This window comes from Pseudomonas sp. FP453, assembly GCF_030687495.1.
GTDB lineage: Bacteria > Pseudomonadota > Gammaproteobacteria > Pseudomonadales > Pseudomonadaceae > Aquipseudomonas.
Genome location: NZ_CP117435.1, coordinates 4,107,028 through 4,131,704 on the forward strand (window position 1 = coordinate 4,107,028; position 24,677 = coordinate 4,131,704).

Annotated in this window: 29 protein-coding genes, 4 tRNA genes and 1 pseudogene; 11 read left to right on the plus strand and 23 right to left on the minus strand. The window is 59.2% G+C overall.

Annotation, left to right across the window (positions count from 1 at the left end; genetic code table 11):
• Positions 1 to 54: 54 nt before the first annotated feature.
• Both PSH87_RS18515 and PSH87_RS18520 read left to right on the plus strand, forming a co-directional pair.
• A pseudogene (locus tag PSH87_RS18515) lies at positions 55 to 370 on the plus strand (hypothetical protein).
• Positions 371 to 659: 289 nt separating this feature from the next.
• A complete protein-coding gene (locus tag PSH87_RS18520) occupies positions 660 to 872 on the plus strand; it encodes a cold-shock protein (protein ID WP_003234260.1) in 213 nt (70 codons plus the stop codon).
• A gap of 73 nt (positions 873 to 945) precedes the next feature.
• Here the strand turns inward: PSH87_RS18520 and PSH87_RS18525 are convergent, their stop codons facing one another.
• Complete coding sequence (locus tag PSH87_RS18525) at positions 946 to 1,266, minus strand: I78 family peptidase inhibitor (protein ID WP_305430600.1); 321 nt, start codon at positions 1,264 to 1,266, stop codon at positions 946 to 948.
• A gap of 143 nt (positions 1,267 to 1,409) precedes the next feature.
• On the minus strand, positions 1,410 to 1,718 hold the full coding sequence (locus PSH87_RS18530) for a hypothetical protein (RefSeq protein ID WP_017737827.1): 309 nt from the start codon (positions 1,716 to 1,718) through the stop codon (positions 1,410 to 1,412).
• A gap of 170 nt (positions 1,719 to 1,888) precedes the next feature.
• Between PSH87_RS18530 and PSH87_RS18535 the strand changes: the two genes are divergently transcribed.
• Positions 1,889 to 2,101 (plus strand): hypothetical protein, encoded by a 213-nt coding sequence (locus tag PSH87_RS18535; protein ID WP_017737828.1) that lies wholly within the window; start codon positions 1,889 to 1,891, stop codon positions 2,099 to 2,101.
• Between the two features lie 33 nt (positions 2,102 to 2,134).
• On the opposite strand, the gene PSH87_RS18540 is transcribed toward PSH87_RS18535, so the two are convergent.
• From PSH87_RS18540 to PSH87_RS18570, 7 genes are read right to left on the minus strand one after another with little or no spacing between them, the layout of a single operon-like run.
• A complete protein-coding gene (locus tag PSH87_RS18540; RefSeq protein WP_017737829.1) occupies positions 2,135 to 3,163 on the minus strand; it encodes a nucleoside hydrolase in 1,029 nt (342 codons plus the stop codon).
• 26 nt (positions 3,164 to 3,189) lie between these two features.
• Positions 3,190 to 3,594, minus strand: a complete 405-nt coding sequence (rbsD, locus tag PSH87_RS18545; protein ID WP_124525712.1) for a D-ribose pyranase — start codon at positions 3,592 to 3,594, stop codon at positions 3,190 to 3,192.
• The gene (gene rbsK, locus PSH87_RS18550; protein WP_305430601.1) at positions 3,591 to 4,508 is read right to left on the minus strand and encodes a ribokinase; all 918 of its coding nucleotides are present in this window, start codon (positions 4,506 to 4,508) and stop codon (positions 3,591 to 3,593) included. The genes rbsD and rbsK overlap by 4 nt, the downstream gene beginning before the upstream one ends.
• A gap of 23 nt (positions 4,509 to 4,531) precedes the next feature.
• Positions 4,532 to 5,554, minus strand: a complete 1,023-nt coding sequence (locus tag PSH87_RS18555) for a LacI family DNA-binding transcriptional regulator (protein WP_017737832.1) — start codon at positions 5,552 to 5,554, stop codon at positions 4,532 to 4,534.
• A 3-nt stretch (positions 5,555 to 5,557) separates the two neighbouring features.
• Positions 5,558 to 6,535, minus strand: coding sequence for an ABC transporter permease (locus PSH87_RS18560; protein WP_017737833.1), 978 nt, complete (start codon positions 6,533 to 6,535; stop codon positions 5,558 to 5,560).
• On the minus strand, positions 6,532 to 8,085 hold the full coding sequence (locus PSH87_RS18565; RefSeq protein ID WP_017737834.1) for a sugar ABC transporter ATP-binding protein: 1,554 nt from the start codon (positions 8,083 to 8,085) through the stop codon (positions 6,532 to 6,534). Before PSH87_RS18565 ends, PSH87_RS18560 begins: the two co-directional genes overlap by 4 nt.
• A 57-nt stretch (positions 8,086 to 8,142) precedes the next feature.
• Positions 8,143 to 9,099: a sugar ABC transporter substrate-binding protein gene (locus PSH87_RS18570; protein ID WP_026136926.1), complete on the minus strand. Its 957-nt coding sequence runs from the start codon at positions 9,097 to 9,099 to the stop codon at positions 8,143 to 8,145.
• A 482-nt stretch (positions 9,100 to 9,581) separates the two neighbouring features.
• On the opposite strand from PSH87_RS18570, the gene PSH87_RS18575 reads away from it, so the two are divergent.
• The 3 genes from PSH87_RS18575 to PSH87_RS18585 all read left to right on the plus strand — a co-directional run bounded on the left by PSH87_RS18575 (position 9,582) and on the right by PSH87_RS18585 (position 11,809).
• Entirely contained in the window at positions 9,582 to 10,670 is a 1,089-nt protein-coding gene (locus PSH87_RS18575) for an asparaginase (protein WP_026136927.1), read from the plus strand.
• Positions 10,671 to 10,863: 193 nt separating this feature from the next.
• Complete coding sequence (locus PSH87_RS18580; protein ID WP_017737837.1) at positions 10,864 to 11,115, plus strand: DUF1654 domain-containing protein; 252 nt, start codon at positions 10,864 to 10,866, stop codon at positions 11,113 to 11,115.
• A gap of 4 nt (positions 11,116 to 11,119) precedes the next feature.
• Positions 11,120 to 11,809, plus strand: coding sequence for an endonuclease I family protein (locus PSH87_RS18585; RefSeq protein WP_305430605.1), 690 nt, complete (start codon positions 11,120 to 11,122; stop codon positions 11,807 to 11,809).
• 30 nt (positions 11,810 to 11,839) lie between these two features.
• Here PSH87_RS18585 and PSH87_RS18590 read toward each other — a convergent pair whose 3' ends face one another.
• Entirely contained in the window at positions 11,840 to 12,205 is a 366-nt protein-coding gene (locus PSH87_RS18590; RefSeq protein WP_017737839.1) for a hypothetical protein, read from the minus strand.
• A gap of 263 nt (positions 12,206 to 12,468) precedes the next feature.
• On the opposite strand from PSH87_RS18590, the gene csrA reads away from it, so the two are divergent.
• Both csrA and PSH87_RS18600 read left to right on the plus strand, forming a co-directional pair.
• The gene (csrA, locus tag PSH87_RS18595; protein WP_003192511.1) at positions 12,469 to 12,663 is read left to right on the plus strand and encodes a carbon storage regulator CsrA; all 195 of its coding nucleotides are present in this window, start codon (positions 12,469 to 12,471) and stop codon (positions 12,661 to 12,663) included.
• Between the two features lie 205 nt (positions 12,664 to 12,868).
• The gene (locus PSH87_RS18600) at positions 12,869 to 13,132 is read left to right on the plus strand and encodes a hypothetical protein (protein WP_305430606.1); all 264 of its coding nucleotides are present in this window, start codon (positions 12,869 to 12,871) and stop codon (positions 13,130 to 13,132) included.
• Positions 13,133 to 13,143: 11 nt separating this feature from the next.
• Here the strand turns inward: PSH87_RS18600 and PSH87_RS18605 are convergent, their stop codons facing one another.
• Positions 13,144 to 13,764, minus strand: coding sequence for an HAD-IA family hydrolase (locus PSH87_RS18605; RefSeq protein WP_050558326.1), 621 nt, complete (start codon positions 13,762 to 13,764; stop codon positions 13,144 to 13,146).
• A 269-nt stretch (positions 13,765 to 14,033) separates the two neighbouring features.
• Here PSH87_RS18605 and PSH87_RS18610 point away from each other — a divergent pair, with 269 nt between their 5' ends.
• Complete coding sequence (locus PSH87_RS18610; protein WP_305430607.1) at positions 14,034 to 14,351, plus strand: hypothetical protein; 318 nt, start codon at positions 14,034 to 14,036, stop codon at positions 14,349 to 14,351.
• Between the two features lie 15 nt (positions 14,352 to 14,366).
• On the opposite strand, the gene pcp is transcribed toward PSH87_RS18610, so the two are convergent.
• From pcp to PSH87_RS18630, 4 genes are all read right to left on the minus strand, one after another.
• The gene (pcp, locus tag PSH87_RS18615; RefSeq protein ID WP_026136930.1) at positions 14,367 to 15,008 is read right to left on the minus strand and encodes a pyroglutamyl-peptidase I; all 642 of its coding nucleotides are present in this window, start codon (positions 15,006 to 15,008) and stop codon (positions 14,367 to 14,369) included.
• A 7-nt stretch (positions 15,009 to 15,015) separates the two neighbouring features.
• A complete protein-coding gene (locus PSH87_RS18620) occupies positions 15,016 to 15,966 on the minus strand; it encodes a DUF979 domain-containing protein (protein ID WP_017737844.1) in 951 nt (316 codons plus the stop codon).
• Positions 15,963 to 16,679: a DUF969 domain-containing protein gene (locus PSH87_RS18625; RefSeq protein WP_305430609.1), complete on the minus strand. Its 717-nt coding sequence runs from the start codon at positions 16,677 to 16,679 to the stop codon at positions 15,963 to 15,965. The genes PSH87_RS18620 and PSH87_RS18625 overlap by 4 nt, the downstream gene beginning before the upstream one ends.
• Before the next feature lie 253 nt (positions 16,680 to 16,932).
• Positions 16,933 to 17,358 (minus strand): GNAT family N-acetyltransferase, encoded by a 426-nt coding sequence (locus tag PSH87_RS18630; RefSeq protein WP_305430611.1) that lies wholly within the window; start codon positions 17,356 to 17,358, stop codon positions 16,933 to 16,935.
• Between the two features lie 403 nt (positions 17,359 to 17,761).
• Between PSH87_RS18630 and PSH87_RS18635 the strand changes: the two genes are divergently transcribed.
• Positions 17,762 to 18,013, plus strand: coding sequence for a Pathogenicity locus (locus PSH87_RS18635; RefSeq protein WP_017737846.1), 252 nt, complete (start codon positions 17,762 to 17,764; stop codon positions 18,011 to 18,013).
• Between the two features lie 121 nt (positions 18,014 to 18,134).
• On the opposite strand, the gene PSH87_RS18640 is transcribed toward PSH87_RS18635, so the two are convergent.
• Positions 18,135 to 18,211: transfer RNA gene (locus PSH87_RS18640), tRNA-Val, on the minus strand.
• Positions 18,212 to 18,395: 184 nt separating this feature from the next.
• Between PSH87_RS18640 and PSH87_RS18645 the strand changes: the two genes are divergently transcribed.
• Positions 18,396 to 19,679, plus strand: a complete 1,284-nt coding sequence (locus PSH87_RS18645) for an FAD-binding oxidoreductase (protein WP_305430613.1) — start codon at positions 18,396 to 18,398, stop codon at positions 19,677 to 19,679.
• 242 nt (positions 19,680 to 19,921) lie between these two features.
• Here PSH87_RS18645 and PSH87_RS18650 read toward each other — a convergent pair.
• From PSH87_RS18650 to PSH87_RS18680, 7 genes are all read right to left on the minus strand, one after another.
• Positions 19,922 to 19,998 (minus strand) — tRNA-Asp (locus tag PSH87_RS18650).
• Between the two features lie 105 nt (positions 19,999 to 20,103).
• Positions 20,104 to 20,180, minus strand: a tRNA-Asp gene (locus PSH87_RS18655).
• A gap of 55 nt (positions 20,181 to 20,235) precedes the next feature.
• Positions 20,236 to 20,311 (minus strand) — tRNA-Val (locus PSH87_RS18660).
• Between the two features lie 107 nt (positions 20,312 to 20,418).
• Positions 20,419 to 21,198, minus strand: a complete 780-nt coding sequence (locus tag PSH87_RS18665; RefSeq protein WP_017737848.1) for an SDR family oxidoreductase — start codon at positions 21,196 to 21,198, stop codon at positions 20,419 to 20,421.
• Positions 21,195 to 22,406, minus strand: a complete 1,212-nt coding sequence (locus tag PSH87_RS18670) for an O-succinylhomoserine sulfhydrylase (RefSeq protein WP_017737849.1) — start codon at positions 22,404 to 22,406, stop codon at positions 21,195 to 21,197. The genes PSH87_RS18665 and PSH87_RS18670 overlap by 4 nt, the downstream gene beginning before the upstream one ends.
• A gap of 65 nt (positions 22,407 to 22,471) precedes the next feature.
• Positions 22,472 to 23,977, minus strand: a complete 1,506-nt coding sequence (gene purF / locus PSH87_RS18675) for an amidophosphoribosyltransferase (RefSeq protein ID WP_017737850.1) — start codon at positions 23,975 to 23,977, stop codon at positions 22,472 to 22,474.
• A 41-nt stretch (positions 23,978 to 24,018) separates the two neighbouring features.
• Positions 24,019 to 24,576 carry a CvpA family protein gene (locus PSH87_RS18680; protein WP_003192538.1) on the minus strand — a complete coding sequence of 186 codons (558 nt, stop codon included), beginning with the start codon at positions 24,574 to 24,576 and terminating at the stop codon, positions 24,019 to 24,021.
• Positions 24,577 to 24,677: the final 101 nt, after the last annotated feature.

Here is a 24,677-nt window from a genome sequence, read left to right on the forward strand (position 1 = left end):
ATGCCTCAAACCCACTGAGAATCGCCGTTCGTCCCCGACCCAAAGGAGCATCCCATGATGCGTTTCACCTCGACCCTCGCTCTCGCTGCCTCCCCTGACCCTCCTGTCCCTCGGTGCACAGGCAGCGGCCCCGTCGAACTGGCCGGCCGGCGCCCGCGACAGCTTCGTCAACGACTGCAGCGCCGCCGCCAGCCAGAACGTAGATGCCAAAACCGCCAAAGACCACTGCGAATGCGGCGCTGACAAGATCAACGCCGAATTGACCACTGCAGAAATCACCGAGCTGATGAAAAACCCGAACGCCAAGCCTGAGCTTAAAAACAAAGCGGTCGCGGCTATTTCGTCGTGCAAAGTCGTGAAGAAAAAGTAAGAACGACCATAGATCAGGCGAGCGTTTCGCTAGAAAAACAGTCCAAAAACTGCCATTTCGCACAAATTACGCAGCTTTTACGGCTTTTTTTACCAGCTGATATTTCGCACCAAAGCCCCGTAGATCGGGGCTTTCAGCGCAGACAGGCACTAAACGCAACGCTATTGATTAGCAAACAATGCCTTGGGGGGGCTCCCAAGCCGAACATTTCGACTATGATAGCCCGGTGTGCCCAGTTGGCCTGAGCAGCACAGCACTACTGAAAATATATGTTTCTTGGAGATACACCATGTCTAATCGCCAAACCGGCACCGTTAAATGGTTCAACGATGAAAAAGGCTTCGGCTTCATCACTCCTCAAGGTGGCGGTGACGACCTGTTCGTACACTTCAAAGCTATCGAAAGCGACGGTTTCAAAAGCCTGAAAGAAGGCCAAACCGTTTCCTTCGTGGCTGAGAAAGGCCAAAAGGGTATGCAAGCTGCACAGGTTCGCGGCGAGTAATTCTCCGCTGAGCTAAAAAAAACCCCGTCCATGTGACGGGGTTTTTTATGAGCGCTGTAAAAGCTCGATACGATCAGCCGCAGTTGACGCGCGTGATCACCAGGTTGTCATCGGTGTTCAGGTTCAGGCGGTCGGAGCGGTACTCCAGGGTGATCATGTCGTTGGGCTTGAGAATCCGCGCGTTCTGCGCGCCGGCGCGGGTGCGGGCCTGCTCCAGCAACTGAGGCGAGGCTTTCTGGCCGATCGTGAACTCTGCGGCCTTCGATTCGCAGCGGGTATGACCAGCATCGGCCATGGCGGCGTCTTTGGCTGGCTCAGAGGCACCCGGGGTGCTGCAACCCGCCAACGCGAGTGCTGCCAACAAAGTACCGAATGATGCGAGCTTCCAAGGCATGAAGCCTCCTATGATAAAAATGGACAGAGATCGTGCGACAGCGGTGAGGCGGATTGGTTTCAAGACGTAAACCGCCGGAGGGCAAGTCTGCCTGACTCTCGACCGGCATTCGCCCGATCAATCGTCACCAGATATGAACGTACTCAGTAGACGTCGATGTAGTCAAACGGCGGCTTCGGCCAATTCTGCTTCAGCGCATTGAAGATCTGCATGACCCAGACTTCGTCACTGGCGGCCACATTGCCGACATAGCCCGCCCCCTTGGCCCAGGTCTCAAGGCGAAACAACAAGCCGTCTATGTCCACGCCCCCCACTGCTTTCCCGCAAGAGATATAGGCTATACCGGCCTTGGTAACCCGCAATTGGGTGTGTTCGTCGTCGCTGGCACTGGCGATCAGTTGGCGCACGGCGGCCAAGGTCAGGTTCTCGGGGTTGTTCAAATCGATCTGCACGCGGTGTTCCCCGGCAATTAGACAGGCGGACAGTGTCGCACAGCGCTCGCCTCATCCCGAAGCGCCTTATGCCTAAGTATCAGTGCCAAAGTCGATACAAAATGGTTAACTGCCGGCGTAAGAAACGCGCTCCGGCGCACTGCCCAGCATTTCAGCCCCGTGAGACCGTCATGACCACCGTAACGCTGCAAGCCGACATCAAAGCCAAGTGGCCCCAAGGGCAAAGTTCCTACAGCCCCGGTAGCACGGAGGAGTTGGCGATCATCGGTATCGACCTTCTGGTCAAGGAGCTGGGCACCCAGGCAGCGCAAGCGTTCATCGCCCAGGTATTTGCAAAATACCCGGCCGATCACATGGGCGCGCACAACCCCGAGCGCGAATAAGAACCGGCCGGCGAACGCCGACCGGCAAGGGTTTTACTTCAGACGCGCGAGGCGCTCGGTCAGCAGATCGAAGAAGCCCTGGGCGTCGCCGTTCTCAACCCAGAACACATTCTTTTCCTGCTTGAGGCCATCGTACCAATCGACGATGGTCTGGCCGAAGGTCGGGCCTTCGCGGCTGTCCACCACCATATTGGCCTGACGACCGCTGAACAGCGAAGGCTTGAGCAAGTAGGCGATGACGGTGGCGTCATGCACCGGGCCGCCTGGGATGCCGTAGTGCTCCATGTCGCCCTTGACGTATTCGTTGAGGATATTGCTCACAACCTTGCTGGCGTTGCTGTTCAGGTCGGCAATCTGTTTCAGGCGCGCGTCACTGGTCAGTACCTTGTGGGTCACGTCCAGCGGCAAGTAGGTCAACTTCACGCCGCTCTTGAGCACGATCTCTGCCGCCGCCGGGTCGGCAAACAGGTTGAACTCCGCCACCGGCGTGATATTGCCGCCGTTGAAGTGTGCACCGCCCATCACCACCACTTCCTTGATGCCCTGGGTGATTTCCGGGGCCTGGGTCAATGCCAGCGCCAGGTTGGTCTGCGGGCCCAGCATGGCGATCGTGATGCTGTGGGGTTTGGCGGTGCTCAAGGTCTTGATCAGATAGTCAACGGCATTGCCGGCGGCCAGGCCTTTTTTCGGCTCATGCACGGTAACGCCGGAGATACCCTCCTTGCCATGGATGTTCTCGGCATAGATCGGCGTGCGCAGCAGCGGCTTGGGCGCGCCGGCGTAAACCGGAATATCCTCGCGCCCTGCCCACTCGCGGGCCAGGCGCGCGTTGCGCGAAGTCTTGTCCAGACGTACGTTGCCCGCAACGGTGGTCAGCGCACGAATATTCAACTCGTCCGGGGAGGCCATGGCGAACAGCAACGCCACCACATCGTCGGCACCAGGATCGGTATCAATGATCAGGTCGATTTTTTCCGCCGCGTGGGCGCTTGCTGCAGTGAGTGCGGACAAGAGCAGGACACTCCGAAACAGATTTCTCAGGGTTGGAAGACCACGTTGCATAAAACACTCCTTGTTGTTGGGACACTCTAGAAGGTTACGCCGGACACCAGCGCGATATTGCAATAGGGCTGGCACTCACCCGTACGCACCACGGCACGCGCCTTTCGGCTGAGTTGCTTGAACTCTTCGTGGCTGAGCAGACGCCGCTCACCAAGCGCCGCCTGCTCGGCGAGCGTGTTCAGATCAGTCAGCGCCGGCGGTTGCTTGTGCAGGATTTCTTGCGCCAACACGTGGCTTTCCACCTGCATTTCACTGAGCACAATGCGCAAGGTGCTGATGAAATCAGGAATGCCCTGGGTCAGCGCCAGGTCGATCAGCTCGACACCCGGCGGCACGGGCAAACCGGCATCGCCGATGACCAGGATGTCGCCGTGGCCCAGGGAGGCGATCACGCGCGACAGGGCGATGTTGAGCAATGGCGTCTTTTTCATGAGGGCACAAAACCTTGCACGTCGTGCAGCGTAGGAATGGAGGGTTGTGCACCGGCGCGAGTCACCGACAGCGCGGCTGCGACCTGGCCGAAACGGATGGCCTCGGCTTCACTTTTGCCGTTGGCCAGGGCGGCGGCAAAACCACCGACGAAGGTGTCGCCCGCCGCCGTGGTATCCACCGCCTTGACCTTGGGCGCCAGAAGATGCTCAAACGCCTGGCCGTCGGCAAACAGCGCGCCCTCGGAACCCAAGGTGATGATGACTTTGCCGGCACCCGCCTTGATCAGATGCGTCGCGGCCAGCTTGGCGCTGTCGAGGGAGTCGACAGTCACACCGCTCAGCGCCGTGGCCTCACTTTCATTGGGGATCAGGTAATCGATCGAGGCATACCACTCGGCGGGCAATGGGCCACTGGCTGGCGCGGGATTGAGGATCACGGTCTTGCCCAGCTCACGACCCCGCTTGAGTGTGTAGCCCACGGTCTCCATCGGTACTTCGAGCTGGCAGATGATCACGTCGGCCGCCTGCAACACCGTGTCAGCCGCCTGCAACGAGGCGGGTGTCAATTCGCCGTTGCTGCCAGCAACGATCACAATCGCATTCTGGCTGCTGTCATCCACCACGATCAACGCCACGCCGCTGGAGCCGTCCACACGGCTGACGGCCTGGCAGTCAATGCCCTCCACCAGCAGCGCATCACGCAACTGGACGCCATAGGCATCGCTGCCGACGCAGCCAACCATCGCCACCTCGGCGCCCAGCCGCGCGGACGCCACCGCCTGGTTGGCGCCCTTGCCGCCAGGCACTGTGGAGAACGCCTGGCCAACCAGGGTTTCTCCAGCGCGGGGCAACCGGCTGGCGCGGGTGACCAGGTCCATGTTCAAGCTGCCTACTACCACTACGTTTGCGCACATACATCAATACTCATCAATTCGGTTCAGCGGTATTGGGCAAACACACCGGCGACGGGGGCCGTGGACTCGCGCAACACAATGCTCGGCGTCACGATGCGTTGATCGATCGGCAGTTGGGGTGTCGCAATTCGTCGCAATAAAAGCTCCGCCGCCGTCTCGCCCAGCTGCACGATCGACTGCCCGACCGTGGTCAGCGCCGGGTACACGTAGCGGCCCATCTGAATATCATCGAAACCAATCACCGACAGCTCGCCAGGCACACGGATATTGCGCTCGGCGGCTGCACGCAACACGCCGAAGCCAATCATGTCGTTGCTGGCGAAAATTGCGCTGGGCGGATTGTGCGCCAGTAATTGCACAGCGGCAGCATAACCGCCGGTACTGGTGAAATCGCTTTCCTCGGTGCGATCGGCGGCCACCTCCACCCCCGCCTCACGCAGCGCACGGTGATAGCCCGCCAGGCGCATCTGCGCGACGCGGGTGTGAGCCGGGCCGCCGATGCAGGCGATGTCACGGTGACCCAGTTCAAGCAAATGCCGGGTCGCCAGGTAACCGCCCTCCTCGTGATCGATGCGCACCAGATCGACATCGATGCCGTCCAGCGCCCGGTCGACAATGACCATCGGCGTGCGCACGGCGCTCAAGCCAGCCGCCAGGCCACTGTCATCGCCACCTACCGAGGTGACGATCAAGCCGTCGATGCGCTTTTCCAGCAGTACCCGCAAATAGTTGCGCTGTTTTTCCGCATTATCGTCGGAGTTGCACAGGATCACGCAGTAGCCGTTACGCTCGCAATAATCCTCGATGCCCCTGGCCAGCTCCGCAAAATACGGGTTGAGGCTGTTGGGCACCAGCAGGCCAATCGTGGCCGTGGTCTTGGCCTTGAGCGAGCGCGCGACAGCACTGGGCACGTAGTCGAGCTGCTTGATCGCCGCTTCGACCTTGATCCTTACTGGCTCACTCACGGGGCGCGTCTTGTTCACCACATGGGACACCGTGGTATAGGAAATGCCTGCAAGCGCTGCCACATCCTTGATCGTTGCCATGGTTCAGCCCCGCCGACTGGCGCGCTGGCTGCGGTAGGTATCGAGGACCACCGCAATCACAATCACCGCACCGGTGATGATGCGCTTGGTCGGTTCCGTAGCACCGATCTGCGCCAAGCCAGCGGCCAATACCGAAATAATCAACACACCAAAAAAGGTGCTAATCACCGAACCGCGCCCACCCATCAAGCTAGTCCCGCCGATAACCACCGCCGCGATCACTTGCAGCTCCAGGCCGGAACCCGCGTTCGGGTCAGCCGCTTCCAATCGCGAGATCTGGAACAGCGCCGCCACACCCGCCAGCAGCCCCATCAGGCTGAACACCAGGATCTTGTAGGGTTTTGGATTGATACCTGCCAGACGCACCGCTTCTTCGTTGGTACCGATACCGATCAGGTAGCGACCGAACACCGTGCGGGTCAACACCAATTGCGCCGCGATGATGACCAGCAACGCAATGATGAACGACGGCGAAATACCAAAGGCCACCGGGTTGGACAGCCAGGCAAAAGAATCACCGATGTAGGCCGTGCGCGAACCGGTCATCTGGTACGCCACGCCACGGGCCATTTCGAGCACGCCGAGGGACACGATGAACGACGGGATCCGCCAAGCCACGGTGATCGATCCGGTGATCGTGCCCGCGAGCGCGGCACAGGCCATGCCGAGTATGGCGGCTGGCACAACGCTCCAGCCCCACCCCAGGATCGCCACGCTGACCGCCGACGCGGCCAATGCCAGCACCGAACCCACCGACAAATCGATACCGCCGATGATCAGGATAAAGGTCATGCCGACCGCGAGCACCATCAGGTCCGGGATCTGGTTGGCCAGGGTGCTGAAGGTGTCGTAGGACAGAAAGTGATCGCTGAGTACGGAGAACAGCGCGATCATCGCCAACAAGGCGCCCGCCAGGCCCAGGTAGGTGCCAAGCCCGTAGAAGTTGCCGCCCGCTTTACCGGGGGTAGTTGTGGTTTTCATGGGGTATCCCTAAGCACTGCGTCATTGAGCAGCGCATCACGTTTCTGATAGCCAGCAAAGGCGGCGGCAAGCAATTCGTCCTGGGTCCAGCTATCGCGTTCGAAGGTCTCGATCAGGCGCCCGGCAGACAACACACCGATGCGGTCGCAGATCAGCATCAGCTCACGCAGGTCGCTGGACACTACAACCAGCGCCTTGCCCTGGCGGGTCAAGTCGCCCAGCAAGGCATAAATGTCGAACTTGGCCCCTACATCGATGCCGCGCGTTGGCTCATCGAACAGCATCACCGCGCAGTCGCGCTCCAGCCAGCGGCCAATCACCACTTTCTGCTGGTTGCCGCCAGACAATTCGGACACCAACTGCGCGGGGCTGGAACTGCGGATGCGCATGGCGTCGATCTGACGCTTGGCCAAAGCGGTTTCATCACGACCGTTGACTACGCCACCGCCGGAAATTTCTGGCATGTTGCCCAGGGCGATATTGGCGCTGATGGATTGCGTCAGCAGCAGGCCCTCACCCTTGCGGTCCTCAGTGATCAAGGCAATGCCGTGGCCAACCGCGTCAACCGGCGAGCGGATGCTCACCACCTGGGCCGGCGAGCCGAGTGCCACGGTGCCACTGTCGGCGAGATCAGCGCCGAAGATCAGGCGCAGCAGTTCGGTACGGCCGGCGCCAATCAGGCCGGAGATGCCGTAGATCTCGCCGGCCCGCACTTCAAAGGACACATCGCGCACCTTGTCCGAGCGCGTCAGGCCTTTTACCGTCAGCGCAGGCGCGCCAAGGGTCCGTGGGCCCAGGTCGATCTGCTCACCCAGCTCGCGGCCGACCATCAAGGTCACCAGTTGCTCGCTGTTGTAGTTGGCCATCGGCTCGACGCACACCAGCTTGCCGTCACGCAGTACCGCAATGCGCTGGGCAACCCGGGCCAGTTCTTCCAACCGGTGCGAAATGTAAATGATCGCCACGCCCCGGGCCTGCAGGCGGGTGATCTGTTCAAAGAGCATCTCGACTTCACGGGCGGTCAACATCGCCGTCGGTTCGTCGAGGATCAGTACATGGCAATCGCCGATCAGATTGCGCGCGATCTCGACCATTTGCTGATGGCCAATGCCCAGGCTGCCAACCAGTGTGTCTGGGTCGATGGCGTCCAGGCCGACTTGGGCCATGGCTTCGATAGCCGCCTTGCGCAGTTGCTTACGGCTGATCCAGCCACAGTGGCTGGGCAGGTTATCCAGGAACAGGTTTTCGGCCACGGTGAGCGTTGGCAGCAGGTTGAGCTCCTGCATGACCATGCGCACACCCAGCTCTTCAGCCTGGGTGCGACTGCCCGGGCGATAGTCGTGCCCGTTGAATTGCATGTGCCCGGTGGTCGGCGTGACCAGGCCGCCGATGATCTTCGACAAGGTACTTTTACCTGCACCGTTCTCACCGGTCAGCGCCAACACTTCACCGCGATTGAGCGTCAGGGTGATGTCGGACAGAACCGGTTGGGCATAGGTCTTGCCGATACCGCTGACCGAGAGGACAGCGTTCGGGGCGGAAGATGACATAGGAAAATCTCCAGGCGCCCGCTCACGATGAGCGGGCGCTGTTGGGTGCTGCCAGGATTACTTCTTGAGGACGAGTTCGACCGGGGTTTCGATCACGCCATCTTTGGCATCGACTTTCTCACCCTTGACCAGCTTCAGCGCGTTCTGGATACCGAACACAGCTTGCTGGGCCGCAGCCTGGTCGGCGGTCGCCAGGACACGGCCGTCTTGCAGCATCGGCTTGATGGCTTCGATGTTGTCATAGCCAACGACCAACACTTTGCCGGCCTTGCCTGCGGCGCGGACAGCCGAGACTGCACCCAGGGCCATATTGTCGTTACCGGCCAGCAGGGCCTTGATGTCCGGTGTCTCGCTCAGCATCGCCGCAGCGATCTTGTTGCCCTGGTCGATTTCCCAGTTACCGGATTGGGTGGAAACGATCTTCATGCCGGCCGCGTCCATCGCATCCTTGAAGCCTGCGGTGCGCTGCTGGGCGTTGGTGGTAGTCGGTACACCTTCAATGATGCCGACCTTGTCGCCCGCTGCCAGTTGCTTGGCCAGGTAGTCACCCACCAATTTGGAGCCTTTGCGGTTGTCGGGGCCGACGAAGGGGATATCGAGGTTTTTGCTTTTCAGCACATCCGGATCGAGGCGGTTGTCGATGTTCACGACCTTGATACCGGCGTCGGAGGCTTTCTTCAGCACAGTGACCAGCGCCTTGGAGTCGGCGGGGGCGATGACGATGGCGTTAACTTTGGCGAGGATCATCTGATTGACGATGTCGATCTGCGCGGCGGTATCGGTTTCGTTCTTGATACCGTTGGTGATCATGTCGAAATCGGCGGCGTGGGACTTCTGATAGTCCTTTGCACCGTCCTGCATGGTGACGAAAAATTCGTTGGCGAGGGACTTCATCACCAGGCCAACCTTCGGTTTGGCGGCGTCATCGGCAAATGCAGAGGAGAGAGGTAAAGCAGCGGATGCGGCAGCAAGCACAGCGACAGCAAGAAGACGTCCAGCGAATGGCAGCTTCATGGGTTCACTCCGATCTTATGATTATTGTAAGCAACGCCTGCAACGAAACATCTCGCAAACGTTTGCGTTATTCAAACTATGAGAACCTTGTCGGGATTTGTCAACGGTCTCCAGCACGCTTTCATGCGCGCCCTCTGACCTCTGTCTTCACGTGCGCCCTTAAACATCGCCAATGCCTGGTCGTTCTCTAAAACGACAGGCCGCGAGGCTGTGTCGCACAAACCCGGAGGAGAGATTCGATAATTTTTTCGGACAACCGAACGCGCTACCGCCCAATTGTTCGGAAAGCCGGACAACGTATCGCTGAAGAAACTCAAAAAGACGGGTTTATTCCTTATAAATCAACATCTTATTTTATGGTTAAAAAATTGCTCCGGCTGGTACAGATCCTGCTCATTCCCTGCACCTCGCGGCGTTCAGAACCGCCCGGGCGCTCTAGATGAACCTGCACCAGCACTCATCAAAAACCAGAGAGAAAAATAATGAAATCTGCATTGAAGAACATTGTTCCGGGCGCGCTGGCCCTCCTGCTGCTGTTCCCCGTTGCCGCCCAGGCAAAGGAAGTTGAAACCAAGACCAAACTCTCCAACGTGGTGATCCTCGCCACCGGCGGCACCATCGCCGGCGCTGGCGCCAGCTCGGCCAACAGTGCCACCTACCAGGCAGCCAAGGTCGGTATCGAACAACTGATTGCTGGTATTCCTGAGCTTAGCCAGATCGCCAACGTGCGCGGCGAACAAGTGATGCAAATTGCATCCGAGAGCATCAACAACGACAACCTGCTGCAACTGGGCCGCCGCGTCGCCGAACTGGCCGACAGCAAGGACGTGGACGGCATCGTGATCACCCACGGCACCGACACCCTGGAAGAGACCGCCTACTTCCTGAACCTGGTGGAAAAAACCGACAAGCCAATCATCGTGGTCGGCTCCATGCGCCCAGGCACTGCCATGTCGGCAGACGGCATGCTCAACCTGTACAACGCCGTGGCCGTGGCCGGCAGCAAAGATGCACGCGGCAAGGGCGTGCTGGTGACCATGAACGACGAAATCCAATCGGGTCGCGACGTGAGCAAGATGGTCAACATCAAGACCGAAGCATTCAAGAGCCCATGGGGTCCACTGGGTATGGTGGTTGAAGGCAAATCCTACTGGTTCCGCCTGCCAGCCAAGCGCCACACCATGGACTCGGAGTTCGATATCAAGAACATCAAGAGCCTGCCTGACGTTGAAATCGCCTACGGCTACGGCAACGTGAGCGACACGGCCTACAAGGCCCTGGCCCAGGCTGGCGCCAAAGCCATCATCCATGCCGGCACCGGTAATGGCTCGGTGTCTTCCAAGGTTGTCCCTGCCCTGCAGGAACTGCGCAAACAAGGCGTGCAGATCATTCGCTCGTCCCACGTGAATGCTGGCGGTTTTGTTCTGCGCAACGCCGAACAACCTGACGACAAGTACGACTGGGTGGTTGCCCATGACCTGAACCCGCAAAAAGCCCGCATCCTCGCGATGGTCGCCCTGACCAAGACCCAGGACAGCAAAGAGCTGCAACGGATGTTCTGGGAATACTGATTCCTGGTGACACCCCGGCAGGGGCGACCTACCCGCCCCTGCCTCCCCTCGCAAATGCCCACCATTAGAACCGCCCCTTCCTACCTCAAACCGCGCAAGTCGGTATCAGAAGAACTTCCTGAATTTTAAGCAGTTGCGAAATTGCTCGCAGTTAAATACTGTATGCACGTACAGCTTATCTAAGGAGTCCCCCGTGGCAAAGTCCTCTTCCGCAGCACAAACCCCACCTGGTGCTTACGAACGCCTGGCCATTCGTGTGCAAAAGATCATCAATTCGACCAATGCCCAGAAAGCCAAGGCAGCCTTGATCTTCCGCCTGCCGGATGAGCCCGAGGATGAGTGGCAGCGCCTGCTGGAGGAAATCGCAGAGAACGACAACGTCACCCTCGCCTACCGGGATGATGGCGGCGTGCAGATTTTCTGGGTTGTGCCGAAGGAAGATTGATTCAATGAGTGCCCGCTTTATTGCTGTGTGTTGCCTGTTTCTTTGCATCACCGCCCACGCGCAAGCGCCTCGCACGTTCAGCGAAGCCAAGAAAGTCGCCTGGACACTCTACGCGCCGCAATCCACCGAGTTTTACTGTGGCTGCAAATACACTGGCAACCGTGTGGACCTGAAAGCCTGTGGCTACATCCCCCGCAAAAACGCCAGCCGCGCTGCCCGTATCGAGTGGGAGCATATTGTCCCAGCCTGGCAGATCGGGCATCAGCGCCAATGCTGGAAAAACGGCGGGCGCAAAAACTGCACGCGCCATGACGATGTATTCAAGCGCGCCGAGGCCGACCTGCACAACCTGGTGCCAAGCATCGGCGAGGTCAACGGGGACCGTAACAACTTCAGTTTTGGTTGGCTGCCCGTGCAACGCGGGCAGTACGGATCATGCCTGACCCAGGTGGACTTCAAGGCCAAGAAGGTCATGCCGCGCCCATCAGTTCGCGGGATGATTGCGCGCACTTATTTCTACATGAGCAAGCAATACGGTTTGCGCCTGTCGAAACAGGATCGCCAACTGTACGAAGCCTGGAACAAGACCTACCCGGTGCAAACCTGGGAGCGTCAGCGTAACCAGACGGTGGCCTGCGTGATGGGGCGCGGAAATGAATTTGTCGGCCCGGTAAACCTCAAGGCCTGTAGTTGAACGTGGGCGGGACTCCCGCCCAACCAGCCCTTATTGCGCAGCCTGGTGCTCGACAACCTGTGATTCGGTATCGGTTTTCTTGGCGCGGGCCATCTTCTCGTTGAGCAAGGCCTGCTTGGCCTCAGCCTCGGCCTTGCTTGCGAAAGGCCCCAGAAACACTTCGTCCTTGCCGTCGACCTTCACGATATAAAAATTGAAACCATGTTCCAGCAACCACGCGGTCAGGTCGGTAATCGCCTGCAACTTGTGGTCCGGCGGGCCTACGCGCACATCCCACTCCTGGGCGGCAATCGTACCGGCTTGAGGCTGGCTTTCGGTCACGGCAGGCTTGGCCTTGGGGGCATCGACACGTTTGCCTTCACCGCAACCGGCCAATGCCAACACCGCAATTGCCATCGCTACTTTACGCACTGCCCTGCTCCTTTAAAGGATAAAGAGGCAACTTTATCATTCACTGTCTATTCTGGCCGTCATAAACGTTGGCTTAAACAATGCGAATCATGTATCGCAGACCTGTATGATGCCGCCATGGGAATTAATGTCGCCTCTATGCGTCCTAAAAGAGGCAGTCACAGGGAAGCGCTTAGCAGTAAGCTACACACATCCGACACCTGCCCTGTCTGAAACATGTGTCCTTAAAAGTAATCAAGGAGAAGTCCATGCTTATACTCACCCGCAAAGTCGGTGAAAGCATAAACATCGGTGATGACATCACGATCACCATCCTGGGCGTTAGCGGCCAGCAAGTACGAATCGGCATCAACGCACCAAAGGACGTTGCCGTGCATCGCGAGGAGATTTACCAACGCATCCAGGCTGGGCTGACCGCGCCAGACAAAAACCAGACGCCTTGAAGCGCACTCAGTAGCCAGCCTTTTCGTTCACTGTAACGGCTGGCGAAAACCCCGAGTCCTGCTTGGGTTTTCCGTAAGTTCACATGCCGCGCCTGGTCATCCCTGCAAAGATGAAACTGTGCAGGCGCCTGGAACTTGTCGGCCAATACACAGCCGAATCTCCTGACCCTTTCCCCGCCATCAGAGTGCAGTCAGGAGCACGTCGATGAGGCGCACTGCAACGCAACCCTTTGCCACCCGTGCCTGGATAATCGCCCTGTTGATTGGGCTTGCCTTCGCAGGTCTGGAATATGGCCTGAGTCTGGAAGCCGAACAAGCCGCCAGCCCTGAAACCCGCTCATGGCTGGAACTTGGCTTATTCCTGTGTGCCTATCTGTTCGCGTTCTGCCTCAAGCCCATCCAGGCCACCGTCCAGCGCAGGCTATACCGCAGCGCGACCCAACAGCTGCAACGCAAAGCGGCACGCTGATGACCTTCGTATCATTCGTCCCTGCCCTGCACGCACAGCAAGCCGTCGGCGCTGCGCCGGACCTGTAGTTTTTCATATCCGCTTATCGACGGATGCTTTGTCACCATGGGCTTGAGGTGTGTCGAGGTCACGACCATCACATCTGCACCCGCAGCCTCGCCCGCCCGAATGCCCACTGTTGCATCCTCGAACACCAGGCACTCCTGAACCGGCACACCCAGTCGCCGCGCACCCAAAACGTAGCAGGCGGGATCAGGCTTGCCGGTGACGACATCTTCGGCGGTCACCAACACAGCTGGTGGAGTAATTCCCGCAGCCTGCAGACGACGCAACGCCAACGTCCGAGGGGCAGACGTGACCAGCGCCCATTGATCGCCCGGCAAGTCGTTCAGGAAAGCAACGGCGCCAGGTATCGCGACAACACCTTCGACGTCGTTGATCTCGGCTTCGGTAATCCACTGCGCCTCGACCTCTGGATCGACGCCGGGCAATGCCTGGCGCGTGATCGTGTCAATCGCACGGGCGCCGTGAATGGTGGTCAGGAACGCCGCTACGTCCAGACCATGGCGTTGCGCCCAAATGCTCCACACCCGCTCGGCAGCGGCGATGGAGTTGAGCAGGGTCCCGTCCATATCGAACAGAAAGGCGCGGTAATGTTGAGCTGCTGGGATGGACACTGCGTGGCTTCCTCATGGGCGGTAACAAATGATCGGCCCGAAGCAATCTACGGATGCCATCGATGCTTGTAAACGCTGGCTGCTCACCGAGCCGGGGGACTGAAAACCACAACCCAGAGCCACGGTGTTATTTTGCAAAAATTTGCCTGCCCCTGCTGGCTCGCACTCCTACTATTCTTGGTTCCGAAGCACTCACTCACATTGTTTGAAACGGATGTCACGCAGTGGAAAAAAGACAACATCAGCTCGCTGACGCGAACACCCTGAATACTCTGGCTCAAGGCAGAATCGCTGGAGGTAACGACGGAGGTTCCGGCCTGGAAAAACGCTTGGGCTTACTGGAAAAGGGGTTAACAGAAATGAAAGAGAAGCTATTAACTGTTTCGAACAAGGCTGACTCCATTGAAAAACACTTCGCAACCCGGGCAGACCTGGCGACGACGGAGATGAACATCATCAAATGCTTCGTCGCTACCACGCTCGCAATGGCTGGACTTGCATGCGCTATCGCCTTCGGATTGATCCGATTGCATTCCAGCTAAGGCCAATCGGACAGGTCAACTGACCTGTCCGCCGGCCTCCACCACATCCATGGGTGTACGCCACGCCGCCCGTACCGCAACCTGCAAGCCTTCAACCAGCATCGCCAAAGCCATCGAAGGCTGACCCGATCCAACCACCTGCTCCGGCATGGCGGGCACATGAATAAACCCACTGCGCACAGCTGTCCCGGCCAGCAGGTGCTGCAACCGATAAAACACCTGGTTGCATACAAACGTACCTGCGGTCTGCGAAACCGAGGCCGCGAGCCCTGCCTCGCGCACGGCCTTGACCATCGCCTTGATCGGCAGCGTGGTGAAGTAGGCTGCGGGACCACCCACAACCACCGCTGTGTCGATAGGTTGCGCGCCCAAGTTATCGGGGATGCGCGCATCGTTGACGTTGATCGCCACCCGCTCGATGGAAATATCGCTGCGCCCCGGACCGAGGCCAGTGGCAATGACCATCACCGGGGACAGCTCCGCGATCAATTGGGCCAGGTAGTCGCCCGCCGTGGCAAACGCGCAAGGCAACCGTCGCGCAACAATCCGCACATCGTCGTCCAGTTGCATGCCGTCCAGCTGGCGCACCGCCTCCCAGGATGGATTCACCAGGTCTCGATCAAAAGGTTCAAATCCTGTCAGTAGTATCGTTTCCATCTTGATCTCACATCAGCAGGTAAAGCAGGACGATATTGACCACCAACATCATCAACGCCGTAGGCAGTTGTGCCTTGATCACCGCGTTCTTGTCCGGCAGCTCCAGCAGCGCTGCCGGTACGATATTGAAGTTGGCCGCCATCGGCGTCATCAACGTGCCGCAGTAGCCGGAAAACATGCCAATGGCCGCCATCACCGCCGGGTTGCCACCGTAGATCCCCACCAGTACCGGCACGCCGACACCACCGGTCATCACCGGGAAGGCCGCAAAACCGTTGCCCATGATCACTGTGAACAACGCCATGCCCAACACATAGACCATCACCGCCACCAACTTGTAATCCAGGTTGATATAGGTGGTGGTGACGTGGGCGACGGCCGTACCGACACCCGCCTCATTGAACAACAACCCAAGCATCGCCAGCATTTGCGGGAGCACCATGGCCCAGCCCAAGGCTTCTGTGAGGCGCCGGGATTCGCGCAGGGCTTGCACCGGTGTATCGCGAGTCAGCCAGCAGGCCAGGCCGAGGGCGATCAGGCAGCCGATGCCAAGGGACACAAAGGTGGTGTTTTTCGGGTCCAGCAGCGGTACGCCGCCGATCTCGGTGTGCTTGAGCAATACCGAGCCAATAACCGTAGTCAGGGGAATGGCCAGCGCAGGGATAAACAGCTTGTGCCCCAAGCGACCGGCACTGGCGCGAGAGGCCTTGTCATGGAGTTCAGCGTGTTGGCCACGGCCAACACCGCCCATCCCGGCGATCAATGCCATCACGACGACCCCGGCACCGATAACTACCGACGGCAAGCGCTCACCAACCAGAAAGGGGATGGCAAACAGCAGCCAGAACAACGCGCTGGACCAGCGCTTGGGGTGGCTGCGATCCAGCACGATCATGCCTGCGGTGATCAGCAGCAGCACACCGGCCAACCAGTACAGATATTGAATAGAGATAATCATTGCACGGCCTCCACAGACGTAGCGGCCGGCGTCAGCTCACGGGTGAGCCTGCGGTCAAACCAATGCAAACGGATCGCGTGGACGATAAAGGCGCAGATCGCCGTGGGAATGCCCCACACCGCAATGTGCAGTGGCTCCACATCAATGCCCGAGCCGAGCAGGAAAGTGTGCATCAGTGCAATCGCGCCAAAGGCGACAAAGATGTCCTCACCAAAAAACAACCCCACGTTGTCAGTCGCCGCACACATCGCCAGCACCTTGTGTCGTACCTTGTCCGGCAACTTGCCGTAGCGCTTTTCCGCCGCACCTTCGGCCATCGGCGCCAACAGCGGACGCACCATCTGCGGATGCCCGCCCAGGCTGGTCAAGCCCATGGCCGCCGTGGATTCACGCACAAACAGATAGATGATCAACAAGCGCCCAACCGTCGCTCGCTCAAACCGTGCAATCCAGTTCTGCGCATGCAGGCGCAAACCATGGCGCTCCAGCAAGCCGATGACAGCCAGGGGCAACAAAAGGATCAATTGCAGGGCGCGGGTCTGAAGGAAACCATCCCCCATGGTGGCGAGGATTTTTTCCAAGGGGAAATGGGCAGCAAGCCCGGTGGCGATGGCGGCGGCGGTGACCACCAACAGTGGATTGAAGCGCAGGACAAAGCCAACCACGATGACAAGTACGCCGATCAACGGCCATAGGTTCACAACAGTTTGCATGACGGTGAAGTCCTTAAATGCGCGCTGCGGCGCCATTACAGCAGGATGTGAACAAAGGGTTCACAGCAAGAAGTGGCGTGCAGTCGGCTCGGTTTTTTATTGTTGACCCGGAAGGTCGAGCGTCAGTGGCGGCAACTTTGCTGCCTGGGGCGGGAGGTGTCCAACAAGAAAAATTGTTGCTGCAAACCAATAAATTTTGTGAGTGATTGGAGGCTGCGCTGAAGCCCGCTGGCGGTCATCAGCGCCCAGGGTTCTACGCGAAACGCTTCTGAAAAAAGAAGCGCTGATGACCCGGCGGGTAGTCGGCAACGTGACCGAACTCACTGAAACCCAGTTTTCGATAAAACCCGGGCGCCTGAAAGCTGAACGTATCCAGCCAGATCCCGACACAACCTCTTTGGCGCGCCAAGTCCTCAGCGGTACGCATCAACCGCGTGCCCGTGCCTTGGGTGCGCATCCGGTCCGGGATACTCAACAATTCAACGAACAGCCAACCGTAGGAAATCTTCCCGTAGAGCCCCCCAACAACTTCTTGGCTGTCGGGGTCACGCAGTAAAATCCCGACGGTTTCGAAAGGCATTTCTCCGGTAACACTGAGGTTGTAAGCGCGCAGCGGCTTGAGGATTGCCTCGCGCTCCTGTTCAGATACGTTGAACGACACTTCCATTGCCAATTCCATTGCAACCCCCTGCATGAGACGAAAACGTCGCTCAGTATGGCGCCAACGATGAAAAAAGGGCCAACCGCCGGGTTGACCCCAATACTGCTCGTCGCGCCTGGTCGGCGTAACGATGAAGAATCTCACACAGCACCTATACTCATTCGTGCGGTAGCGCATTTCTGTGCATCGCTTAGCTGACAAAGAGGTAGTCCACTATGTACGCCGGACAAATGGGTATGGCGACAACAAATGGTGAGATTCGCTGCCAGATGGTTGTACAGATCATCTGCCTGCTATCGGTGGCTCAGCTTTTTTGCTGATTGATCAATACGCCCAGGCTATATGGATTCACCGCTGGAGTCGTTTTGACTCCACTTTCGTTTGCCCAGGATTTACCCAACACCCAAAAAGGATTTTGTGGATGCCGTTTTCACCGGAAGAAAGATTTCTGCTGCTTGCGCTCAAGGGCGTAGGGCCGACCGTGATTGCTCGACTTGAACAGATGGGCATCGAATCCCTGGCCGAGCTCGGAGAATCGAACGTCAGTGACATTCTGGCGCAAGCCTCAGCCGCAGTAGGTTCGACCTGTTGGAAAAACAGCCCACAAGCCCGGGCCGCCATTACCGCGGCGGTTGGCCTTGCGAGAAGCACTATTGCGCGAGATCCAGCCTGACCAGTGGATTCGCACGCACAAAGCCTGGTGCCAGGCTGCGGCCACGTGTAAATCCAGACAACAAAAAAAGGCCCACCTTTCGGTGAGCCTTTCTAGACCGCCCAGCAGAGCGGATTTTGTTTGGTAGGCGCGATTGGACTCGAACCAACGACCCCCACCATGTCAAGGTGGTGCTCTAACCAACTGAGCTACGTGCCTGCTGTGAGGCGGCATTCTACGGAATTCCGGAGGGGTGTCAACATCTTTTTTGCAGCTAACCCTATGAATATGCGAATTATTTATTTGAGCTGGGGATACCCGTGGTTTTCGGGTGGCTGGCAGGCAATTTTCAACTCAGGTAGGATCGGGGCACTCGTAAAAAATATAAAACAGAGGTTCCAGGATGGCGAACACCCCCTACCCCCAGTCGTATTACGCCGCGTCCGCGAATGCGGTTCCGCCCCGCCCGGTGCTGCAAGGTGATGTCGAAACCGATGTGTGCGTGATTGGCGCCGGCTACACCGGCCTCTCCAGCGCGCTGTTCCTGCTGGAGAACGGTTTTCGCGTGACGGTGCTGGAAGCCGCCAAGGTAGGGTTTGGCGCGTCAGGCCGTAACGGTGGGCAGATCGTCAACAGCTATAGCCGAGATATTGATGTCATCGAGCGCAGCGTCGGCCCCCAGCAGGCGCAATTGCTCGGGCAGATGGCGTTTGAGGGCGGCCGGATCATCCGCGAGCGGGTTGCCAAATATCAGATCCAGTGCGACCTGAAGGACGGCGGTGTGTTCGCCGCACTCAACAGCAAGCACATGGGCCACCTGGAGTCGCAGAAGCGCCTGTGGGAGCGCTACGGTCATACACAGCTGGAACTGCTGGACGAGCGCCGCATCCGCGAAGTCGTGGCGTGTGACAACTATGTGGGCGGCCTGCTGGACATGAGCGGCGGTCACATCCACCCACTCAACCTGGCCCTGGGTGAAGCGGCGGCAGTGGAGTCCCTGGGCGGCACGATCTACGAACAGTCGCCGGCGCTACGTATCGAGCGTGGCGCCAATCCGGTGGTGTACACCGCCGAGGGCAAGGTCAGGGCCAAGTTCATCATCGTCGCGGGCAACGCCTACCTGGGGAACCTGGTGCCGGAACTGGCGGCCAAGTCGATGCCATGCGGTACCCAGGTCATCACCACCGCACCGCTGGGCGACGAGCTGGCGAAGACATTGCTACCACAGGATTACTGCGTCGAAGACTGCAACTACCTGCTCGACTACTACCGCCTCACCAGCGACAAACGCCTGATCTTCGGCGGTGGCGTGGTGTACGGCGCGCGCGACCCGGCGAACATCGAAGCAATCATCCGCCCGAAGATGCTCAAGGCCTTCCCGCAGCTCAAGGACGTGAAGATCGACTACGCCTGGACCGGCAACTTCCTGCTGACCCTGTCGCGCCTGCCGCAGGTAGGCCGCCTGGGCGACAATATCTATTACTCACAGGGCTGCAGCGGCCATGGCGTGACGTATACGCACCTGGCGGGCAAGGTACTGGCGGAGGCATTGCGAGGACAGGCAGAGCGTTTTGACGCGTTTGCCGACCTGCCGCACTACCCGTTCCCGGGCGGGCAATTGTTGCGTACACCGTTTGCGGCGCTGGGGGCTTGGTATTACGGGCTGCGAGACAAGCTAGGGTTCTGACCACAATCCAACTGTGGGAGCGGGCTTGCCCGCGATGGCGCCGGATCAGTCAACAAACTCACCAACTGATATACCGCTATCGCGGGCAAGCCCGCTCCCACACTTTTGACCTGTTGGTGTCACTGGAGCAAATCGCAGGCACAAAAAACCCCGGTCTTTCGACCAGGGTCTTTGCTATCGGATCAAAGTAGCCAGAGGCTTTCTTTGTGCTTCAAGGCGTTCAGTGGGCCCTGGAGCAGATATGGCGCAGCGGACGGGACTCGAACCCGCGACCCCCGGCGTGACAGGCCGGTATTCTAACCGACTGAACTACCGCTGCGTATCGCTTGACTGGCTGGGTATAAACCCCCAACCGTCTTTAAACATCTGATCAACCAGCCTTGGCTGTTCGATCTCAAGCCTGACAGATCAGACCTGGAAAATATGGCGCAGCGGACGGGACTCGAACCCGCGACCCCCGGCGTGACAGGCCGGTATTCTAACCGACTGAACTACCGCTGCGCGTCGGTGCAACCTTTAACGTTGCGTCTTGCCCTAAGGCAAAACTCTCAAGAAGTGGTGGGTGATGACGGGATCGAACCGCCGACCCTCTGCTTGTAAGGCAGATGCTCTCCCAGCTGAGCTAATCACCCTTTGCTTCGTTGAGGCCGCGAAATTTACGCAGGTAACGGACCTAAGTCAATAGCCTGCTTGAAGTTTTTCTGAAAAAGACAAAAATGCTTCAAGACAGCTACCCGCCCTACTCGCTGTAAATCATCTTCTTGCTCATGCCACCGTCCACGACAAACTCTTGCCCGGTGACAAACCCAGCCTGGCGCGACAACAACCACGCCACCATTGCCGCCACATCCTCCACCGTACCGACCCTGCCCGCAGGATGCTGGGCATGGTCGACATCCGTCAAAGGCTCGGCACGCCGCGCAGCCGGATCACGCGCATCGATCCAGCCAGGGCTTACAGCGTTGACCCGCACTTCCGGGCCAAGGCTCATGGCCAGCGCGTGGGTGAGCGCCAGCAAACCACCCTTGCTCGCCGCATAGGCTTCGGTGTCCGGCTCGGACTGACGAGCGCGGGTTGACGCCAGGTTGACGATGGCACCGCCATGGGCACGCAGGTACGGCGCACAGTGCTTGGCCAACAACATCGGCCCACTGAGATTCACCGCGAGCACGCGGTTCCAGTAGGCCAGGTCGAGGCTTTCCAGGGTGATATTGCGCGGATCAGCCACCGCCGCATTGCACACCAAGGCATCCAGGCGCCCAAATTGCCCAAGCACCTCGGCAACGCCCTGGGCGACCTGCTTCTCATCGGCCACATCCATGGTGATAAACCAGGCGTTTTCCCCCAGCACCTTGGACACCTTGGAACCCCGCTCGCGGTCCAGGTCGGTCAACACCACCTGCCAGCCTTCACTGATCAGCCATGCGGCAATCCCGAGGCCGATACCACGGGCAGCACCCGTCACCAACGCGACGCGGCCGTTAGTGGCCGCCGCGCCCTCCTGGGACCATTCGATCACAAGGCCGCCAGCCCGCGAGCCAGGTCAGCCTGCAAGTCGGCCACATCTTCCAGGCCCACCGCGATACGGATCAGGCTGTCACGGATGCCCGCCGCCTCACGCTCTTGCGGCGCCAGGCGCCCGTGAGATGTGGTGCTCGGATGGGTGATGGTGGTCTTGCTGTCGCCCAGGTTGGCGGTGATGGAAATCAGGCGCGTGGCATCGATAAAGCGCCAGGCGCCGTCTTTGCCGCCCTTCACTTCAAAGCTCACCACTGCACCGAAACCACGCTGCTGGCGCTGGGCCAACTCGTGTTGCGGGTGGCTCTTGAGGCCGGCGTAGTGCACCTTCTCGATACCGTCCTGCTGCTCCAGCCACTCGGCCAGTGCCTGCGCATTGGCGCAATGGGCTTTCATGCGCAGGCTGAGGGTTTCCAGGCCTTTGAGGAAGATCCAGGCGTTGAACGGGCTCAGAGTCGGGCCAGCGGTGCGCAGGAAGCCGACGATTTCCTTCATCTGCTCGCCGCGACCAGCAACCACGCCGCCCATGCAACGACCCTGGCCGTCGATGAACTTGGTGGCCGAGTGCACGACGATGTCCGCGCCCAACTTCAGCGGCTGCTGCAATGCCGGCGTGCAGAAGCAGTTATCCACCACCAGCATCGCGCCCTTGGCGTGAGCCACTTCGGACAACGCGGCGATATCCACCAACTCGGCGAGCGGGTTGGACGGCGACTCGACGAACAACAGCTTGGTATTGGCCTTGATCGCTGCGTCCCAACCGGAAAGATCCGCCAGCGGCACGTAGTCCACTTCGATACCGAAGCGTTTGAAATACTTCTCGAACAGACTGATGGTCGAGCCGAACACACTGCGCGACACCAACACGTGGTCGCCGGCGCTGCACAGGCTCATCACCACCGCCAGGATCGCCGCCATGCCGGTCGCCGTGGCTACCGCCTGCTCAGCGCCTTCCAGGGCCGCGATACGCTCTTCGAACGCACGCACGGTCGGGTTGGTGTAGCGCGAATAGACGTTGCCCGGCACTTCGCCAGCAAAGCGCGCAGCCGCATCACCGGCAGTACGGAATACGTAGCTGGACGTGAAGAACATCGGATCACCGTGCTCACCTTCCGGCGTGCGGTGCTGACCGGCGCGCACAGCCAGGGTATCGAAAGCTACGCCATCGAGGTCGCTGTCCAACCGACCGGCATCCCATTCCTGACTCATGCTGCCACTCCTTACTCAATTCTTTATTTAAGATACAAAACCGGCCCCTCAGGGCCGGTGTCTACTCAGTTGTTGTACAGATCGATGATCGCGCTGACCGCCTGGGTCTTGATCTTCGACGAGTCGTTGCGCGCCTGCTCGATCTTGTTCAGGTAGGCCTCATCGACATCACCGGTCACGTACTTGCCGTCGAACACGGCGCAGTCGAACTGCTCGATCTTGATCTTGCCACCACCCACGGCTTCGATCAGGTCCGGCAGGTCCTGATAGATCAGCCAATCGGCGCCGATCAGGTCGGCAACGTCCTGGGTCGTGCGGTTGTGGGCGATCAGCTCGTGGGCGCTCGGCATGTCGATGCCGTACACGTTCGGGTAACGCACAGCTGGGGCTGCGGAGCAGAAGTACACGTTCTTCGCACCGGCTTCGCGGGCCATCTGGATGATCTGCTTGCAGGTGGTGCCACGCACGATGGAGTCATCCACCAGCATCACGTTCTTGCCACGGAACTCCAGCTCGATGGCGTTGAGCTTCTGGCGCACCGACTTCTTGCGTGCTGCCTGACCCGGCATGATGAAGGTACGGCCGATGTAGCGGTTCTTCACGAAGCCTTCGCGGAACTTCACGCCGAGGTGGTTGGCCAGCTCCAGTGCAGCGGTACGACTGGTGTCCGGGATCGGAATCACTACGTCGATGTCGTGCTCAGGACGCTCGCGCAGGATCTTCTCGGCCAGCTTCTCGCCCATGCGCAGGCGCGCCTTGTACACCGAAACGCCATCGATGATCGAATCCGGGCGCGCCAGGTAGACGTGCTCGAAAATGCATGGGGTCAGTTTCGGTGCCACGGCGCACTGGCGGGTGTGCAGCTTGCCATCTTCGGTGATGTACACCGCTTCGCCCGGCGCGAGGTCGCGGATCAGGGTGAAGCCCAGCACGTCCAGGGACACGCTTTCGGACGCGATCATGTACTCGACGCCTTCGTCGGTGTGACGCTGGCCGAACACGATCGGACGGATGCCATGGGGGTCACGGAAGCCAACGATGCCGTAACCGGTCACCATCGCTACGACCGCGTAGCCACCGACGCAACGGTTGTGCACGTCAGTGACGGCAGCGAACACGTCTTCTTCGGTCGGCTGCAGCTTGCCGCGCTGGGCCAGCTCGTGAGCAAACACGTTCAGCAGCACTTCCGAATCGGAGCTGGTGTTGACGTGGCGCAGGTCAGATTCGTAAATCTCCTTGGCCAGCTGTTCAACGTTGGTCAGGTTGCCGTTATGCGCCAGGGTGATGCCGTAAGGCGAGTTGACGTAAAACGGTTGAGCTTCGGCCGAAGTCGAGCTACCGGCAGTCGGGTAACGCACATGGCCAATGCCCATGTGCCCGACGAGGCGCTGCATGTGACGCTGATGAAACACGTCACGTACCAGGCCATTGTCCTTGCGCAGGAATAACCGGCCGTCGTGGCTGGTCACAATACCGGCAGCGTCCTGGCCGCGGTGCTGGAGGACGGTTAGCGCGTCATACAGCGCCTGATTGACGTTCGACTTACCGACGATACCGACGATGCCACACATGCGACGCAACCCCTACTTAATGAATCTTGACTGAACACAGCTTACTGCGGCGTTTTGGCCGGCAAGAGGTGTTCCTTGAACGGAAGATCAGCGGGTACGCTGATTCCGCTGGCCAGCCACTGACTGCTCCACCCCAGAATGAGGTTCTTGGACCAATCGGCAACCAATAGAAATTTTGGCACGAGTACCGACTCCTGCCACCACGAATCCTGCTGTACTGGCCCCAGGCTCAACAGCCCGACCGCCACAACCACCAGCAACGCGCCACGCGCGGCACCAAAGGCCATGCCGAGAAATCGATCGGTCCCGGAGAGGCCGGTGACACGTATCAACTCGCCAATAAGATAATTGACCATTGCCCCCACCAGCAGCGTGGCGATGAACATGATGGCGCAGCCCGCGATGACGCGAGCCGAAGGTGTCTCGATGTATCCGGCCAGGTAGACCGACAGTGAACCACCGAACATCCAGGCTACGACTCCTGCGATGATCCAGGTCAGCAACGACAGAGCTTCTTTTACGAAGCCGCGGCTTAGACTGATCAAAGCGGAGATGGCGACGATTGCAACGATCGCCCAATCAACCCAGGTAAATGGCACAGTGCAGCCTACAGACAGATAAGGCGGCGCATTTTAGCAGAGCGCTGGGCTATCGGTAAGCGGTGATTGTGCGTGCTTTGCAAATCAGTAGTTTGTGATGG